The 16,428-nt window shown below is 62.2% G+C and carries 14 protein-coding genes; 5 read left to right on the forward strand and 9 right to left on the reverse strand.

The genetic code is table 11. From position 1 onward, the window contains the following. Positions 1 to 42 precede the first annotated feature (42 nt). Positions 43 to 801, reverse strand: a complete 759-nt coding sequence (locus tag BMZ46_RS26250) for a DUF2076 domain-containing protein (protein WP_074691543.1) — start codon at positions 799 to 801, stop codon at positions 43 to 45. A 178-nt stretch (positions 802 to 979) separates the two neighbouring features. Here BMZ46_RS26250 and BMZ46_RS26255 point away from each other — a divergent pair, with 178 nt between their 5' ends. Together BMZ46_RS26255 and BMZ46_RS26260 are read left to right on the forward strand one after the other, a co-directional pair. Then, positions 980 to 1,654: a YciC family protein gene (locus BMZ46_RS26255; protein WP_074691686.1), complete on the forward strand. Its 675-nt coding sequence runs from the start codon at positions 980 to 982 to the stop codon at positions 1,652 to 1,654. A gap of 74 nt (positions 1,655 to 1,728) precedes the next feature. Next, entirely contained in the window at positions 1,729 to 2,805 is a 1,077-nt protein-coding gene (locus tag BMZ46_RS26260) for an endonuclease/exonuclease/phosphatase family protein (protein ID WP_074691544.1), read from the forward strand. A gap of 2 nt (positions 2,806 to 2,807) precedes the next feature. Here the strand turns inward: BMZ46_RS26260 and BMZ46_RS26265 are convergent, their stop codons facing one another. The 5 genes from BMZ46_RS26265 to BMZ46_RS26285 form a co-directional block, all read right to left on the reverse strand. Then, a complete protein-coding gene (locus tag BMZ46_RS26265; protein ID WP_074691545.1) occupies positions 2,808 to 3,644 on the reverse strand; it encodes an ABC transporter ATP-binding protein in 837 nt (278 codons plus the stop codon). Beyond that, on the reverse strand, positions 3,632 to 4,435 hold the full coding sequence (locus BMZ46_RS26270; RefSeq protein WP_007958721.1) for an ABC transporter permease: 804 nt from the start codon (positions 4,433 to 4,435) through the stop codon (positions 3,632 to 3,634). The genes BMZ46_RS26265 and BMZ46_RS26270 overlap by 13 nt, the downstream gene beginning before the upstream one ends. A gap of 10 nt (positions 4,436 to 4,445) precedes the next feature. Beyond that, positions 4,446 to 5,423, reverse strand: coding sequence for an ABC transporter substrate-binding protein (locus tag BMZ46_RS26275; RefSeq protein ID WP_074691547.1), 978 nt, complete (start codon positions 5,421 to 5,423; stop codon positions 4,446 to 4,448). Between the two features lie 416 nt (positions 5,424 to 5,839). After that, the gene (locus tag BMZ46_RS26280) at positions 5,840 to 7,210 is read right to left on the reverse strand and encodes an aspartate aminotransferase family protein (protein ID WP_074691549.1); all 1,371 of its coding nucleotides are present in this window, start codon (positions 7,208 to 7,210) and stop codon (positions 5,840 to 5,842) included. A gap of 32 nt (positions 7,211 to 7,242) precedes the next feature. Further along, the gene (locus BMZ46_RS26285) at positions 7,243 to 8,736 is read right to left on the reverse strand and encodes an aldehyde dehydrogenase (RefSeq protein WP_074691551.1); all 1,494 of its coding nucleotides are present in this window, start codon (positions 8,734 to 8,736) and stop codon (positions 7,243 to 7,245) included. A 239-nt stretch (positions 8,737 to 8,975) separates the two neighbouring features. Here BMZ46_RS26285 and BMZ46_RS26290 point away from each other — a divergent pair, with 239 nt between their 5' ends. Beyond that, positions 8,976 to 9,890, forward strand: coding sequence for a LysR family transcriptional regulator (locus BMZ46_RS26290; RefSeq protein WP_007958716.1), 915 nt, complete (start codon positions 8,976 to 8,978; stop codon positions 9,888 to 9,890). A 90-nt stretch (positions 9,891 to 9,980) separates the two neighbouring features. Here BMZ46_RS26290 and BMZ46_RS26295 read toward each other — a convergent pair whose 3' ends face one another. Further along, positions 9,981 to 11,129 carry an ATP-binding protein gene (locus tag BMZ46_RS26295; protein WP_074691554.1) on the reverse strand — a complete coding sequence of 383 codons (1,149 nt, stop codon included), beginning with the start codon at positions 11,127 to 11,129 and terminating at the stop codon, positions 9,981 to 9,983. Positions 11,130 to 11,221: 92 nt separating this feature from the next. Then, entirely contained in the window at positions 11,222 to 13,741 is a 2,520-nt protein-coding gene (gene hrpB, locus BMZ46_RS26300) for an ATP-dependent helicase HrpB (RefSeq protein WP_074691555.1), read from the reverse strand. A 108-nt stretch (positions 13,742 to 13,849) separates the two neighbouring features. On the opposite strand from hrpB, the gene BMZ46_RS26305 reads away from it, so the two are divergent. Then, positions 13,850 to 14,269 (forward strand): hypothetical protein, encoded by a 420-nt coding sequence (locus BMZ46_RS26305; protein WP_039771823.1) that lies wholly within the window; start codon positions 13,850 to 13,852, stop codon positions 14,267 to 14,269. Between the two features lie 15 nt (positions 14,270 to 14,284). Then, positions 14,285 to 15,181, forward strand: coding sequence for a cation diffusion facilitator family transporter (locus BMZ46_RS26310; protein WP_074691557.1), 897 nt, complete (start codon positions 14,285 to 14,287; stop codon positions 15,179 to 15,181). Here BMZ46_RS26310 and BMZ46_RS26315 read toward each other — a convergent pair. Beyond that, complete coding sequence (locus BMZ46_RS26315; RefSeq protein WP_074691559.1) at positions 15,175 to 16,224, reverse strand: DUF6515 family protein; 1,050 nt, start codon at positions 16,222 to 16,224, stop codon at positions 15,175 to 15,177. The two genes, BMZ46_RS26310 and BMZ46_RS26315, sit on opposite strands and share 7 nt — an antisense overlap. Positions 16,225 to 16,428 lie beyond the last annotated feature (204 nt).

Genomic DNA, 16,428 nt, shown 5'->3' on the forward strand with positions numbered 1-16,428 from the left:
TAATCGGCCCGGGGCGATCAGGCGCCCCGGACGAATGGCGAATCAGACGAAGGAATCGTCGTCATCGAAGAACGATGAGTTGTTGTCGCTGTAGTCGGTGTCGGCAAAGCCGCCCTGGTCATTACCGTAGGAGTCGTTGTTGGCCATGCGCTGGTCATCGCCCCAGCCGTTGTTGCTCTGGTCGTTGACCTGAGCCGGCTCTTCCTTGATGACTTCGACGATTTCTTCCGGCTGCTGGTTGTGATGGAACAGGCTGCTGATGCCTTGTGCCAGCATCACGCCACCGGCCACACCGGCCGCCGTTTTCAGGGCGCCGCCGAGGAAGCTGCTGCCGGCTGCCGGGGCCGCTTGTTGCTGGCCATAACCCGGAGGTGGCGCGCCGAAGTTCTGTTGTGGCGCGGGCGCACCGAAGCTCTGCTGCGGTGCCGGCTCACGCCAGCCGCCAGTGGAGGCCGGGGCGCTCTGGGTCGGCGCCGGGCGCGAGCTGCTGCCACCGAAGATGCTCGACAGGAAGCCACCACCGCTGGAGGCCGGCGGCGCGCTCTGCGCCTTGGCCGATTGCAGTTCGGCCTGCAATTGCTTGACCTGTTGAGTCAGTTGTTTGTTCTGTTCGTCGAGGCTCTTGAGGGCAGCCTCCTGCACCAGAATCGCCTGGGTCATGAAATAACCTGCGGCCGGCTGGCGCGTCAGGTGTTCCTTGATCCGCGCCTCGGCCTGGGCGTCGCGCGGGGCTGCCTCCGTTTCGGCCTGTTGCAGCCGGGAAAACAGTCCATCGATCAGGGTTTGTTCTTCGCTGTTCATGGCGACCTCGTAGATTGCCGGGGATAACGTTGCCCTCGTCCACGTCGGAGGAGGTGCACCACTGTAATGGAGGCAGTGACAGAATGTTTCAATGACCTTTACCGAACGTTTACGTTTGCGCAGCGAAACGGATCATCGGTTAAAGTGGGCCACTGTTTTTGACCTGCGATACCGACTGATGAATGCCTTCGATGTGCTGCGCGACTCCCTGTATTTTTTCAAACGCAATCTGGGCCGGATCGTCCAGTTGTGCCTGCCGCTGGTGATTGTCGAAGCCGTGCTGCAACAGGTGGTCGACCATGCCAGCGACCCGGACGGTTACTCGGCCATCAGCGTGATCGTCGGCCTGCTGGTGTATCCGTTGTACACCGCCGCGCTGATTCTGTTTCTCGATGCCCGCACCCGCGGCGAATCCCCGCAAACCCGCGATCTGCTGGCGATGGCCGCTCGTCTTTGGCCGCGCTTTGCCCTGCTGACTGCGCTGAACACGCTGTTGATCCTGCTCGGGCTGTCGCTGTATTTCCTGCCAGGCCTGTGGCTGATGGTCACTCTGGCCTTCGGCGAATACCTGCTGGTGCTGCGCGGTTACGGCCCGTTGCAGGCGATGAAGGAAAGCCTGCGCCTGAGCCGCGGGCATTTTCTGCGGATTCTGGTGTGCATCCTGTGTGTAATGGGGCCGCTGTGGCTGCTCAAGGGCCTGACCCTGCAGGTCTATCCCGATCCGCAGAATCCGTTGATTGCGGTGCTGATCGACAGCGGTCACAGCTTCCTGCAACTGTTCACCAGCGTGGTGCTGTTCCGCCTGTTCATGCTGATCAGCGAATTGCCCGACAAACGTGACAGATTAGTCTGACTGCACCGAGCTTGGGCTGATCGATGGGTCTCGGGTATGCTCGGGACCACTTCCGTATCGCTATAAGCCGAGCCATGACCCGTCTACTGCGCTACATCCTGTTGCCCGTACTGCTCGCCCTCGCCCTGATCGGCACGCTGATCTACAGCCTGACCTGGCGCCCCGACGCCCGGGAAACCCTGTCGGTCAGCTGCTCCGGGCAACCGCCAACGCTGGTGCCCGGCCAGGCCCTGAAGGTCATGACCTGGAACGTGCAATACCTGGCCGGCAAGCGCTACGTGTTCTGGAATGACCTGGCGCAAGGCGACGACGAAGCCCCAACCCCGGAAGACATGGCGTTCAGCCTCGATGAAGTGGCGCGGGTGATCCGCGACGAACAGCCCGACGTGGTGCTGTTGCAGGAACTGGATGACGGCGCCAAGGCCAGCGACTATCAGAATCAACTCAAGCTGTTGCAGGAGCGCCTGACCGACCTCTATCCGTGCAGCGCCCACGCCTTTGACTGGAAGGCCGACTTCGTCCCGGAACCGCACATCTTCGGCAGCGTCGGCCGGCAACTCGCCACCCTCAGCCGCTACCGCATCGAACACGCCGAGCGCCTGCAATTGCCGGTGCAGCCGGCGAACCTCATCAGCCGTCAGTTCCAGCCGAAAGATGCGCTGCTCGCCACCACTTTGCCGCTCAGCGATGGCGGGCAACTGGTGGTGTTCAACACCCATCTGGATCGCGCCACCCAACCGGACGACACCTTGCAGGCGCAGGTGACAGCGGTGGCCAAGGTCCTCGACAAACACGAAAGCCACGGCACGCCGTGGCTGATCGGCGGCGACTTCAATCTGCTGCCGCTCGGCCAGTACCGGCGCCTGCCCACCGAGCAGCGCACGCCTTACTCCGCCGACAGTGCGCTGCATGTGCTGTGGGACAAGTACCCGATGATCCCGACCAACAACGAAGCCAGCGGCATCGACCGCGCCAAATGGCTGACCCATTACCCCAACGACCCCGGCCTCAACGGCCCGGACCGCACGGTCGATTACCTGTTCTACAGCCCGAAGATCAAACGGGTCGAAGCCACGGTGCGCCAGGACGATACGTTGCGCATCTCCGATCATTTGCCGGTCATTGCGCGGTTCCTCCTGCCACCCAACTGACCTCAATGAGTCTCTTCGAGATCATCGTGCAACAGCCCGAAGATCTGCCGTTTCATGTCGATGAACGAGCGCTCCATCACCATATCCAGCGTGCGTGGACGCTCGATCGGCACATCGAGAATCTGCTTGATTCGCCCCGGCCTGGCGCCCATCACGTACACCCGGTCGCCAAGCAGGATCGCCTCGTCGATGTCGTGGGTGACGAACAGCACGGTTTTCTTGCTGTTGCCCCACACCCGTAATAACAGCTGCTGCATTTGCAGGCGGGTCTGGCTGTCGAGGGCGCCGAAGGGTTCGTCCATCAGCAGGATCTGCGGGTCGTTGGCCAATGCCCGGGCAATCGCCACCCGTTGCATCATGCCGCCGGATAACTGTTTGGCGTAGTTGTCGGCGAACCCGGACAAGCCGACTTCGTGCACATAGTGATCGACAATTTCCTTGCGCCGCGCCGCCGGCATGCCCCGGCGCTTGAGGCCGAACTCGACGTTCTGCCGCACGGTCAGCCACGGGAACAGCGTGTAGCTCTGGAACACCATCCCGCGATCCGCGCCGGGGCCCTGCACTTGCTGGCCGCCGACGTAGATTTCGCCAGAGGTCGGCTCGGCCAGGCCGGCAGTGAGGTACAACAGGCTCGACTTGCCGCAACCCGACGGCCCGACCAGTACCGCGAACTGCTGATCCGGCACTTCGAACGACACTTCTTCCAGCGCAGTGAATGTACCGCCGCCGGGTTTGCTGTAGCGCAGGCTGACCTTGTCCACCTGCAACCTTGGCGCGGCGTGTGCCGGTGCGGCGACCGGCTCGATGAAACGACGGTTGGCAGCGGTTACTGAGCCCATGCGGCAATCCTCAAACGCAAGAAGCGGAACAGTTGATCGGTGACCAGGCCGAGCAGGCCGATGATCGCGATGGCGAGAAAAATCACATCGACCTGAAAGCCGCGCATGGCCTTGAGGCTCAAGTAACCAAGGCCGCTCGATGCGGCGACCAGTTCGGCGACCACCAGATAGGTCCAGGCCCAGCCCATGGTCACCCGCAAGGTGTCGAGCACGCCGGGCAACGACGCCGGGGCGATCACATGCAGCACCGCGTCACGCCGGTTGGAGCCGAGGGTGTAGGAGGCGTTGATCAAGTCCTTGGAGATGCCTTTGGACACGTCGGCGATCATCACCAGTTGCTGGAAGAACACGCCGAAAATGATCACCGAAACCCGCTGCTCCAGACCGATACCAATCCAGAGGATGAACAGCGGCACGAACGAGGTCACCGGCAGGTAGCGGATGAAATTCACCAACGGTTCGAGGAACGCCTGGACGATGCGAAAGCTGCCCATCAGCAAGCCCAGCGGCACCGCCACCAGCGACGAAACAATGAAACCGACCATCACCACTTCGACACTGGCCCACACATGCTGGCCGAGGGTGCCGTCGCGGCTCAGGCGCACGGCGGCTTCGACCACTGCGCCGGGCGTCGGCAGGAACATCCCCGGCACGATGCCGCCATAAGACAACCCGGCCCACAGGCCGACCAGCAACACCCAGGCCAGACCGCTGGCGCTCCACACCACCGGCACCGGCAACCCGGTCTTCGGCGTGATGCAACGGCTCAGCCATGAATTGCGCTTGAACATGAGCAGTCTCCTAGAGCGGGCTGACGAAACGGTTATCCACCAGATCGTCATTGCTGACGTTGTAGGGCTTGCCCTGCAATTCACTGGCGGTTTCGTTGGCCAGTTTGATCAGCGGTGCGCTGTCACCCGGCTTGCCCGGCGAGCCAAGGAGTTTTTCGCTCATGGCCTGATCGTAGAAGCGCACGCCTTGCGCAGCGGCGGCCAGTTCCTTCGGATCAGACAGGTAACCACCGACGCCCTTGGCCATGATTTCGTAGGCTTGCTGTGGATGGTCCTTGGTGAACTGCACCGCTTTATAGAGGCCGGCGACCAGCGCCTTGACATCTTCCGGCTGCTTCTCGATCACCGTGCAGTTGAGCGCCACCACATCGACGATCACGCCCGGCGTACTGCTGCTGTCGATCAGCACCTTGCCCTGCTGCTTGTCGCGCACCATCGACAGGTGCGGCTCCCACGTTACGGCGGCCGGCACGCGACCGGCGATGAACGCGGTGGCGGCATCGTCGGCGGTCATGTTCTGCACGGTGATGTCGCTCATGCTCATGCCGTTCTTTTTCAACAGGTACGAGAGCCAGAACTGCGAGGTCGACCCTTCGTTGACGGCCACGGCCTGGCCCTTGAGTTCTTGCAGGCTCTTCACGTTTTTACCGACCAGCACACCGTCGCCGCCATGGCTGTCATCCAGCGCGGCCACGGCCTTGAAGCAGAACTGCGGGCGGTACTTCAGCACTTCATCGATGGTCGAGGCCGAGCCGGACAATTGCCCGGACGCCTGGGCGGCCATGTACATCGACGCTTCTTCGACCACCGGCAATTCGACGGTCAGGCCGTTTTCCTTGAAGTAGCCCAGATCCTGAGCCAGATACAGGGTGCCGTAACCGACCCACGTGGTGTGGCCGATCGACAAGGTGCCAGCCTGAGCGGCGGTGACGCAAAGGGCGGAAATCGCCAGAGGACCTGCAAGACGGGTAAACAAGGACTTGTTCATGGAGCACTCCCAACGCTGTTGATTTAGTTGTCATGGGCAGTACGGCCAGCCGTGGTGTCGCGATTGCACGCTGCGGTCTCTGCTGGACTCTGGCGGGCAATGCCTTGGCTGGCGAAATCGATGTTGACCCAGGCTTGGCGTCAGGAAAACGAGGAAATAGTTAGACGCGAACGATGAAAAAACTGGGTAGTGCGCACCGCGAAAGGGCGCGTCGGGCGGGGGTGCCCGAGGTGGGTGCAGATTGGGAAAAAGTCTGGCGGAGATCGTTCCCACGCTCTGCGTGGGAATGCAGCCCGGGACGCGCTGCGTCCCATTCGAGAGCTGGAACGCGGAGCGTCCCTTGAGGCATTCCCACGCAGACGGTTCGACGCCTCGACGTGGGAACGATCAGGACACGGAACGAGCGATCGGGGGAGTTAGAGCCGGCCGTATTCCTGCGCCGTACGATCCAGCGCTTTCAACGTCTTGCCCACCAGCTCGTCAATCTCTTCACGACTGGCAATCAACGCCGGCGCCATGATCATCCGCCCCAGTGTCGAGCGAATGATCACCCCCTCTTCAAAACCGATCGTGCGGCAGCGCCAGGCGATGTCGTTCTCATTGGCAAAGCGCTTGCGCGTGGCCTTGTCTTCGGCCAGTTGCAACGCCGCAACCATGCCCGTGCCCTGGATATCGCCCACCAACGGGTGATTGCCGAACACCTCGCGCAGGCACTGTTGCAGGTACGGCCCGATGTCATCCTTGACCCGCGTCACCACGCCTTCATCGCGCAATGCCTTGAGGTTGGCAATCGCCACAGCCGCCGCCACCGGGTGCCCGGAATAGGTCAGACCATGGGCGAACACACCGCCCTGCTCCACCAGCACGTCGGCCATTTTCTTCGACAGGATCAGGCCACCCATCGGGATGTAACCGGAGGTCAGGCCCTTGGCGATGGACAGGGTGTCCGGCTCGAAACCGAAGTATTCGTGGGCGAACCATTCGCCGGTGCGACCAAAGCCGCCGATCACTTCATCGGCACACAACAGCACGTCGTACTTGCGGCAGATGCGCTGGATTTCCGGCCAGTAGCTTTCCGGCGGGAAGATCATCCCGCCCGCGCCCTGGAACGGTTCGGCGATGAATCCGGCGACCTTGTCGGCGCCCAGTTCGAGGATCTTCGCTTCCAGTTGCTGCGCAGCCCGCAGACCGAACTCAGCCGGCGTCAGGTTGCCTTCGTGAGCGAAGAAGTACGGCTCGTCGATGTGCGCGATGTCGGGAATCATCCCACCCATTTCGTGCATGAATTTCATGCCACCGAGGGCCGTCGCGGCCAGGGTCGAACCGTGATAGCCGTTCCAGCGGCCGATCATGATTTTCTTCTCGGACTTGCCCAGCACCTGCCAGTAACGGCGGACGGTACGGATCAGCACCTCGTTGGCCTCGGAACCGGAGTTGGTGTAGATCGCGTGGCTGTAGTGCCCCGGCAGCAGGCTGAACAGCAGCTCGGAGAGCTCGATCACCTGCGGGTGGGTGGTGTGGAAAAACATGTTGTAGTACGGCAACTGCTCCAGTTGCCGACTCGCCGCGGCGTTCAGATCCTTGCGCCCGTAACCGAGGTTGGTGCACCACAGCCCGGACATGCCGTCGAGGTAGCGCCGACCGTCGTTGTCCCACAGATGCAGACGCTCACCGCGCACCATCACCCGTGGGCCTTCGTCGTTGAGGGCCTTCTGGTCGACGAACGCATGAATGTGGTGCGCTGCATCGGCGGCCTGGTAGTCGCGGGTTTCACGTGAGGTGGTCATCGCCGGATCTCCTTTCTTGTTGTGAGCGGCTGTCATGAGCGCAGTTGAAACCAGGTGGTTTTCAACTGGGTGTATTTGTCGAACGAGTGCAGCGACAGATCGCGGCCGAAACCGGATTGTCTGCCGCCGCCGAACGGCACGGTCACGTCCAGCGCATCGACGCTGTTGACCGACACCGTACCGGCTCGCAATTGCCGCGCCACCCGGTGCGCGCGGTGCAGATCATCGGTCCACAGCGACGCCGCCAGACCGTAGACGCTGTCGTTGGCCAATCGCAAGGCGTGGGCCTCGTCATCGAACGGCATCACCGCCAGCACCGGGCCGAACACTTCTTCACGAAACAGGGTCATGTGCGGCTGCACGTCGGTGAAAATCGTCGGCTGAACGAAGTTGTCCGAGCCGTTGAAACTCAATTGACGGCCGCCACAGACGCGGGTCGCGCCTTCGCGTTCGGCCTGATGGATGAAGCGCAGAACGCTTTCGGTCTGACGGGTGTCGACAATCGCCCCGGCCGCACTCGCCGGGTCCAGCGGATCGCCCGGCTGCCAGCGTTCGGCCTCGGCCTTCAGTCGTTCGACGAACTCATCATGAATCGAGCGCTCCACCAGCAACCGCGAGTTGGCCGAGCAGACTTCGCCCTGATTGAAGAAAATCCCGAACGCGGCTTTCTGCGCCGCCAGATCCAGATCCTTGCAGTCGGCGAACACCAGATTGGCGCTCTTGCCGCCGCACTCCAGCCACACCTGCTTGAGGTTCGACTGCGCGGAGTACTGCATGAAATATTTGCCGACCTGGGTCGAGCCGGTGAACACCAGACAATCGACATCCGGGTGCAAGCCCAAGGCTTTGCCGGCCTGTTCGCCGAGCCCCGGCAGCACGTTCAGCACACCGGCCGGCAACCCGGCTTCCAGCGCCAGCTCGGCCAGACGCAACGCGGAGAACGGTGATTGCTCGGCGGGTTTGAGAATCACCGAATTGCCCGCCGCCAGCGCCGGGGCGAGTTTCCACGCGGCCATGTCCAGCGGGAAGTTCCACGGCACCACAGCCGCGACCACGCCCAGCGCTTCGCGGGTGATGGTCGCCAGCACGTTCGAGGCGCTCGGCGCGACCTGATCGTAGAGCTTGTCGAGGCTTTCGGCGTACCAGCGGAACACCCCGGCGGCGCCCGGCACGTCGATGTTGTAAGCGTCCATCACCGGTTTGCCCATGTTCAGCGAATCGAGCAGCGCCAGTTCTTCGCGATTGGCCAGAATCAGATCCGCCAGCCGCAGCAGCACTTGCTTGCGCTCGGTCGGTGAACGCCCGGCCCAGGTGCCGGCCTCGAACACCTGTCGCGCATTCTGCACCGCCGCGTCAACATCCTCTTCACCACACGCGGCGACGTTTGCCAGCAGCTGGCCGGTGGCCGGGTTGATCGCGGCAAAGGTCTGCCCCGACTGCGCCGCACGCAGTTTGCCGTCGATCACGGCCTGGTACGGATAGCTCAATTCAGCGGCCTTGCGCTGCCAGTCTGCAAGCTCGAACACGGTGGTTGCTCCTTGGACTTTTATTCTTTTGAGAACAGTGCGGGGTCGATAGTCGCTCAGGCCCGTGCGCGCTAAAACCAGTAAAAATGTCTTCGCAGACAATAAAAAAGGTAACCAGCCGATGGCCCCTTCGCGCGCGTATGGGGCTATTGTTCAGGGACAAAAAAACCGCCGACAGAACGGAGGCCGGCGGCTTACAAATTGCTTGGATGTGAAATCCGTTCGCTTTGAGGTTCACCGTGGCCGCTTACAACCTGCGTCAGTTGAAATACTTCATCACCACCGTCGAATGCGGCAGCGTCGCCGAAGCGTCGCGCAAGCTGTACATCGCGCAACCGGCGATTTCCACAGCGATCAAGGGGCTGGAAGACAGCTTCGGCGTGCAACTGCTGATCCGCCATCACGCCCAGGGCGTGTCCCTGACGCCGAGCGGTGCGCGGTTCTTCCGCAAGGCTCAGGAACTGCTGCGCATGGCCAAGGAGTTCGAACAGAACGCCCTCGCCGACAACGACGTGGTGGCCGGGCAGATCGATATCGGCTGTTTTGAAACGGTGGCACCGCTGTACCTGCCGCAACTGATTGCCGGCTTCTCGGCGCTGTATCCGGGGGTGAAGATCCGCATCCGCGACGGCGAACAACAGGAACTGGTGCAAGGCCTGACCTCGGGCACCTTCGATCTTGCAATCCTGTACAAGCACGACCTCGACGCCACCATCGAAACCGAACCGCTGATGCCGGCCCAACGACCTTACGCCCTGCTCCCGGCCGATCACCGCTTCGCCCAGCTCAAGCAGGTTTCGCTGCGCGACTTGTGCCTGGAACCGATGATCCTGCTCGACGTACAACCGAGCCGCACCTACTTCGTCAGCCTGTTCGAAGAACTCGGCCTGTCGCCACGCATCGAGTTCAGTTCGCCATCAATCGAAATGGTGCGCGGCATGGTCGGCCAAGGTTTCGGCTTCTCGATCCTGGTCACCCGCCCGCATTCGGAATGCACCTACGACGGCAAGAAAGTCGTGTGCGTGGACATCGTCGAAGACGTCACCGGGTCAGGCCTGGTGGCGGCGTGGCTCAAACGCGGACAACTGACCAAACCGGCGCAGCTGTTTGCCGATTATTGTCGGGAGCAGCTGACGGCGAAGGCCAGCCGATGAAAATCAAAAGATCGCAGGCTGCGATCTTTTGATACCAGCTTTATAAAACTCAGGCTGTCGCCGGAAAGCCGATGCCAACCCCCAAAAAACCTATTGATCGTTTTCCGTACCGAGTTGAGGGTCAATTTCAACGAAGTTCCGACGCAAGTAACCTTCCATGGCAATGTCTTCAATCGCCCACTCACCATGCCCGAGGTTGCCGACCAGGTCGCGGCGTTGCAGGCGCTTCAAGGCAGTCTGAACCGTCGCCGCGCTGGGCACGTGGCCACCGGGCATCTCGCTGCCAATCCACTCGCGTCCTTCGGTAGAAAAAATGGGAAGCCCCCTCACCAGCCCGATAAGTACGGTGAAATCCAGAGGTGCCATCTCCAGGATCAGGTTTTCGAAGTTGCCTTCGTCGGTCATAGTGCTCCAGGCTCGATGATCTGCATCTCGCACACTGAGCCCCTCAGTAAGGCACAGCAGGAATACGTCGCGAATGTACTTGGGCATGTATCCCCGGGCAGCGAAACGCTCGAAAGCGGCGTTTACCTCCCACTCCCTTCCGGTGATTTCCTGGAACCGCTGGCCCAGATGCTGGACAAATTCCAGGCCAAGATTAGGAAACTGGATCTCGTGGCTGAACTGATAGAACGGTGCTTTGGTACGACGAAACATTCGATGCAGGCCATCCTGGGAGGACCCTGTAAACACTGCAAAGACTTCACCGTGCGCCTGCTGCAATAGCGAACGGAGCGTAGCAGTCAAGTCTTCGAATTCTTTCCGGCTCGCCAGATGCTGAACCTCATCGATGATCAGCAGCGCCTTGCCGTTACCGAGTATCCGGAAGCGCTCGAAGAGCTCGATCAGGTTCAGTCCGCCCTCCTTCGCCAGCTCGGCCTTCACTGTTACGCCGTCGGTACTGGCGCCGGCCTCCACCGACTGGACCAGAGACCCCGGTCGCATGAGCTTCAGCCAGTTGCGTCGCAAGAACCCTGTACCGTGGATGGCCTCATACAACGCACCCGCGATCACCCGCTCAGGATGCGCCTTGTCAAACCACAGGTCTGCTGTTGCAACAATAAAGCCGTGTGCCTTGGCAATCGGTATCAGATCGTTGATCAGAAAGGTGGTTTTGCCCTTGCGCCGAGGCGCGAATATCGTCGCGGCGTTCTGCAGGCGTGACTCGAAAGTGACCAGGATTCCTTCAGCCAGGTTGGTGCGAGGGAAGAGCAGCGAGTCCTTGGTTTCCGGAGTCATTATGAGCCTTTATGTCAAAATACATAATTTATGAATAAAGAAATAATTACGCATAATTGAGGAAGATGGAAGGCCTACCTGAATGCCGTCTGTTACGTACCCCGTGGTTTTGCCCGAGCAGTGGCTTCAGCCACCAATGGATCATCCGGCCAATAGTGCTTCGGATACCGCCCCTTCAGATCCTTCTTCACTTCGGCATAGGTGCTGCGCCAGAAGTTGGCCAGATCCTGCGTCACCTGCACCGGGCGCCGTGCGGGCGACAGCAGGTGCAGTTTGACCACTTGCCGGCCGCCGGCGATGCGTGGTGTGTCGGCGAGGCCGAACAGCTCCTGTAAGCGCACCGCGAGAATCGGCGGTTGCTCGCTGTAGTCGAGTCGAATCGACGAGCCCGACGGCACGCTCAGGTGATGCGGCGCCTGCTCGTCGAGCTGTTGCGGCAGCGGCCACGGCAGCAGATTGCGCACGATGCTCGACAGGTCGAGGTTGGCGAAATGGCTGAGGCGCGAGACCTTGCCCAGATAAGGCATCAGCCAGTCTTCGAGGGTTTTCAGCAGTGTGGCGTCGCTGACATCCGGCCATTGGCTGTCGCCCTTGGCGTCCAGGTCGAGCTGGCGCAGCAACGCGACTCGCGCCTGCCACTGGCGCAGTTCCGGAGTCCACGGCAGCAGCTCGAGACCTTTGCGCCGCACCAGATTGACCAGCGCCTGACTGCGGGCGTTTTCGTCGAGGCCGGTCAGTGGTTCGCGGCTGAGGATCAGTTCGCCCACCTTGCGCTGACGCTCGGCGCGCAATACGCCTTCGCGTTCGTCCCAGTCCAGTTGATCGACGTTGTGCACTTGTTCGGCGAGCACCGAATCGAACAGCGCCGGATCGAAATCCGCCGCCAGATAAATCCGCTCTTCACGCTGGCCTTGGCGGCTGCCGAGGTCGGCGATCACGATCCACGGTTCCTTCATCAGGCTGTCGGCTTCGGCGAACAGCGCCGCGCGGCCGTTGGCCAGACGATATTCGGCGCCACCGGCCCGTCGCTGCTGGGCGACGCGATCCGGGTAGGCCAGCGCCAGCAAGGCGCCGAGCCAGCGTGGGTGATCCGGATCGGCGACCGGCTCGCTCGGTTGCCCACGCAGGTAGCCGCGATATTGCCGCGCCAGTTGCCGGGCACGCTGCACGCCGCCCTGGGCACCGCGCGCCGCGCGCTCTTCGCCGGACAGCAGCACCAGACGACTGTGCAGATCCGCCCCGGCGCCGCGCAAAATGTCCCGCTCGCCGAGCAACGCGGCGACGTCGCATGCCATGTTCGCCAGACCCAGTGCCTGACCGCGCAAAAGCAAATGAGCGATGCGCGGATGGGCCGGCAATTCGGCCATGGCCTGACCGTGGCGGTTGAGGCTTTCACCGTCCAGTGCACCGAGGCGCTGCAACAGGTCTTGAGCCTGTGCAAAAGCGGCGGCCGGCGGCACGTCCAGCCAGATCAGATCACTCGGCGCCACGCCCCAGCGACCGAGTTGCAAAGCCAGGCCAGCCAGATCCGCCGAAAGGATTTCCGCACTGCCATAAGCCGCGAGTTGTTCGTGCTGATCCTGCGACCACAGGCGATAACACACGCCCGGCTCCAGACGCCCGGCCCGGCCGGCACGCTGGGTGGCACTGGCTTTAGAAATGCGTTGAGTGTCGAGGCGAGTCATGCCGCTGCCCGGATCGAAACGCGGCACCCGCGCCAGCCCGGCGTCGATCACAACGCGCACGCCGTTGATGGTCAGGCTGGTCTCGGCGATGTTGGTGGCCAGCACCACTTTGCGCTGACCCGCCGGGGCCGGGTCGATGGCGGCACGTTGCGCATTCAGGTCGAGTTCGCCGTGCAGCGGGCAGAGCAAGACGTCGCTGCGCTCACCGATGGCGTCCGCCAGTTGCTGATGAACCCGCCGGATTTCCGCCTGCCCCGGCAGAAACACCAACAGGCTGCCGGTTTCATCGTGCAGCGCTTCGAGCACCGTTTGCGTGACGCGTTGATCAATGTACTCGCCGGGCTGGAACGGCCGGCCCCAGCGCATCGTTACCGGGAACATCCGGCCTTCGCTGCGCAGGATTGGCGCGTCGTCGAGCAACCCGGCCAGACGCTCGCCTTCGAGGGTGGCGGACATCAGCAGAATCTTCAGCGGTTGTTCAGCTCGAAACAGCTCGCGACCGTTCAGACTGAGGGCCAGCGCCAGATCGGCGTCGAGGCTGCGTTCGTGAAATTCGTCGAAGATCAGCAGGCCCACGCCTTCCAGCGCCGGGTCGTCCTGCAAGCGCCGGGTGAGGATGCCTTCGGTGACCACTTCGATGCGGGTGTTAGGGCCAACCTTGCTGTCGAGGCGGATGCGATAACCGACGGTTTCACCGACCTTCTCGCCCAGCTCGCTGGCCAGCCGTTCCGCCGCTGCGCGCGCGGCCAGCCGACGCGGTTCGAGCATGAGAATGGTCTGCCCGTTCAGCCACGCTTCATTGAGCAGGGCCAAGGGCACGCGGGTGGTTTTACCGGCGCCGGGCGGTGCTTCGAGCACGGCTTCGTGACGTGTCGCGAGGGCTTCACGCAGGGCGGGTAAAACGTCATCGATCGGCAACGAATTCATACTGGCTCCAAAACAGAGGGCCGAGTATAACGGCGAACTGCCAGGCGTTCGTCAGGGTCTTAACTTCACACGATGACGCTTCGTTAACAGATGACTCAGGAGATTCCCATGCGCTTACCTTTTCGCCTGATCGGCGGTGTACTGGTTGCCACCCTGCTCACTCAGATCACCGCGTGCGGTTCGATTTTCTACCCAGACCGGCGCGGCCAGATCGACGGCAAGATCGACCCGGCGATTGCCGTGCTCGATGCCGTGGGCCTGCTGTTCTATATCCTTCCCGGCGTGATCGCGTTTGCCGTGGACTTCGCCACCGGCGCGATCTACTTCGAACCGGGCCACACGGCGCAGGTCGATCCGGCCAAGCTCAAGCAAGCCATCGGCCCGGACGGTCAGGTCGATAACTTGAAGTTGCAGGCTATTCTCGAAACGGAGCTGGGCCGCAATCTGCCGCTGGACGACCCGCGCCTGATCCAGCACAAGGGCAGCACCCAGCAACTGGCGATGTTCGGCCTGCAACCTGCCGCATAAGGAATTGACGCCCCCATGACCACAAGCACCGAACACGCCCGCCTGCTGCGGCTGGCGACCCGCGCCTCGGTGGCGGTGGCCTGTACGCTGATTATCGCCAAAGCCATCGCCTGGTGGCTGAGCGGTTCGGTGAGCATGCTCGCCGGCCTCACCGACTCGGCCCTCGATGGCGTCACTTCGTTGCTCAATCTGCTGGCGGTGCATTACGCGCTGCGTCCGGCGGACGACGATCACCGTTATGGCCACGGCAAGGCCGAGTCGCTGGCGGGCATGGCGCAGGCGCTGTTCATTGGCGGCAGTGCGGTGCTGATCGCGTTTCAGGCTTATGAGCGCCTGAAACATCCCGAGCCACTCGGCGCGCCGTGGCTGAGCATTGGTGTGATCGTATTTTCCCTGCTGCTGACTGTCGCACTGTTGATGCTGCAGCATCGGGTCATCAAGCAGACCGGCTCCAACGCCGTGCGGGCGGACTCGCTGCATTACCGTTCGGACCTGTTGCTTAACGGCAGCATTCTGATTGCGCTGGTGTTGGCCGGTTTGGGTTTCGATCAGCTGGACGCGTGGTTCGGTCTGGGGATCGCTGCCTACATCTTATGGAGCGCAATCCAGATCGCCCGGGAAAGTTTTTCGGTGCTGATGGATGAAGAGCTGCCGGCGGATGTCAGTCAGCACATGCTCGAACTGGCGTGCGGTGTACCTGGGGTATTGGGCGCGCATGATTTGCGCACGCGGATTTCCGGCAATCACTGGTTCGTGCAATTGCACCTGGAATTGCCGGGGGAGCTGACGCTGTCAGTTGCTCACGGCATCAGCGATCAGGCGGCGGATGCCATTCACAAAGCCTACCCACGGGCAGAAGTGCTGGTGCACGCCGACCCGCAGGAAGTGGTCAAAGCCGCTCGGGCTCAGTAGTTGACCTGATAACCGCGACTGCTCAGGCAATTGCCCTGGGCCTGGCGGTAGGCCTGCACCACTTCGGGTGCCGGTTGGTAAGTCGCGGTGCGCGGATTGAAGCCGCTCTGCTGCACCGCGTACTGATAACACTCGTACCCGTCGCGTTGAACCTGCTCCGGTGACTGACCGTTGGCCGGATACGCCTCCACGTCATAACCATTGCCGGTCGGCTGCGGTGGCTGCTGCACCGGCGGTTCGACCACCACGTAATCCTGCGTCGCTTCCTGATAGGCGTAGTACGAGCCGGCGGCAAGGAACAGCAGCGAGCCGCCGATCCACACTTCCCGAGCGTAATCCGGCAGGTACTGGATGCGAATCCCGCGCGGCGGCTGAACCACGATGTAGCGCGGGCCTTGCGGGCGATACCAGTAGCCGCCGGAGTAGAAATAGTCCTGGCCGCGATACGGCACGCGGTAATCCCGATCCGGGAAACGGTCGATCACATGACCCGGCCGGTATTGCGGACCGGGGCCCCAGCCGTTGCCATGCCCATCGGGTCGACCCGGCCAGCGGTTGTCGTTGGGGCGGTTGCCGGTCTGCCAGTTCTGGTGATAACCGTTCTGCGGGCGCTCGTCGCGGTAGTAACCCTGACGCGGTTCCTGGGTCTGGCGCACGGTGTCGGGGCGCGGCTGGATCGGCAGATCATTGGCCGGCAGTTGCGGCGGCGGTGGCGGCTGGCGCACCGGGTTGGGGTTGTACGCCGGACGTGGCTGGTTCTGGTTCTGCCACTGGCCATTGTTCGGTTGGCCGCGGTTCTGCTGGCCGTTGTGCTCGAACTGGCGGCTATTGTCGCCACGAATGATGTCGTTGTTCTGCCGCTGCGGACTGTTCTGGCCGCGCTGCTGATCACCGCCGCCATGCCCCTGATTGTTGCCCTGATGCTCCGGCCCGCGTCCGCCGCCGTCGGGGCCGCGATTCTGCGGCTCATCCGCCAGCGCTTGCGCACCGACACTCACACACAGCAAACCAACACTGGCCAGACGCCAGATGCGCGACTTCATGGAATTCCTCACTGCGGACTTGAGCCTGAAATTAAGAGGGCGTGTAGCTAAGACCGGAGATGGACACACCGGGTTCTGCTACAGGTTATCAGTCACGTCATTTATTTATTGAGCGAGATGGGCCAAATCGCGGGCAAGAAAAAAGGGAGACCCGTCGGCCTCCCTTCTAGAGAACTTCGTCCTGGCTCGACGCTTTTGACGTCG

It is taken from the genome of Pseudomonas sp. NFIX49 (assembly GCF_900115915.1).
Taxonomy (GTDB): domain Bacteria; phylum Pseudomonadota; class Gammaproteobacteria; order Pseudomonadales; family Pseudomonadaceae; genus Aquipseudomonas; species Aquipseudomonas pharyngis.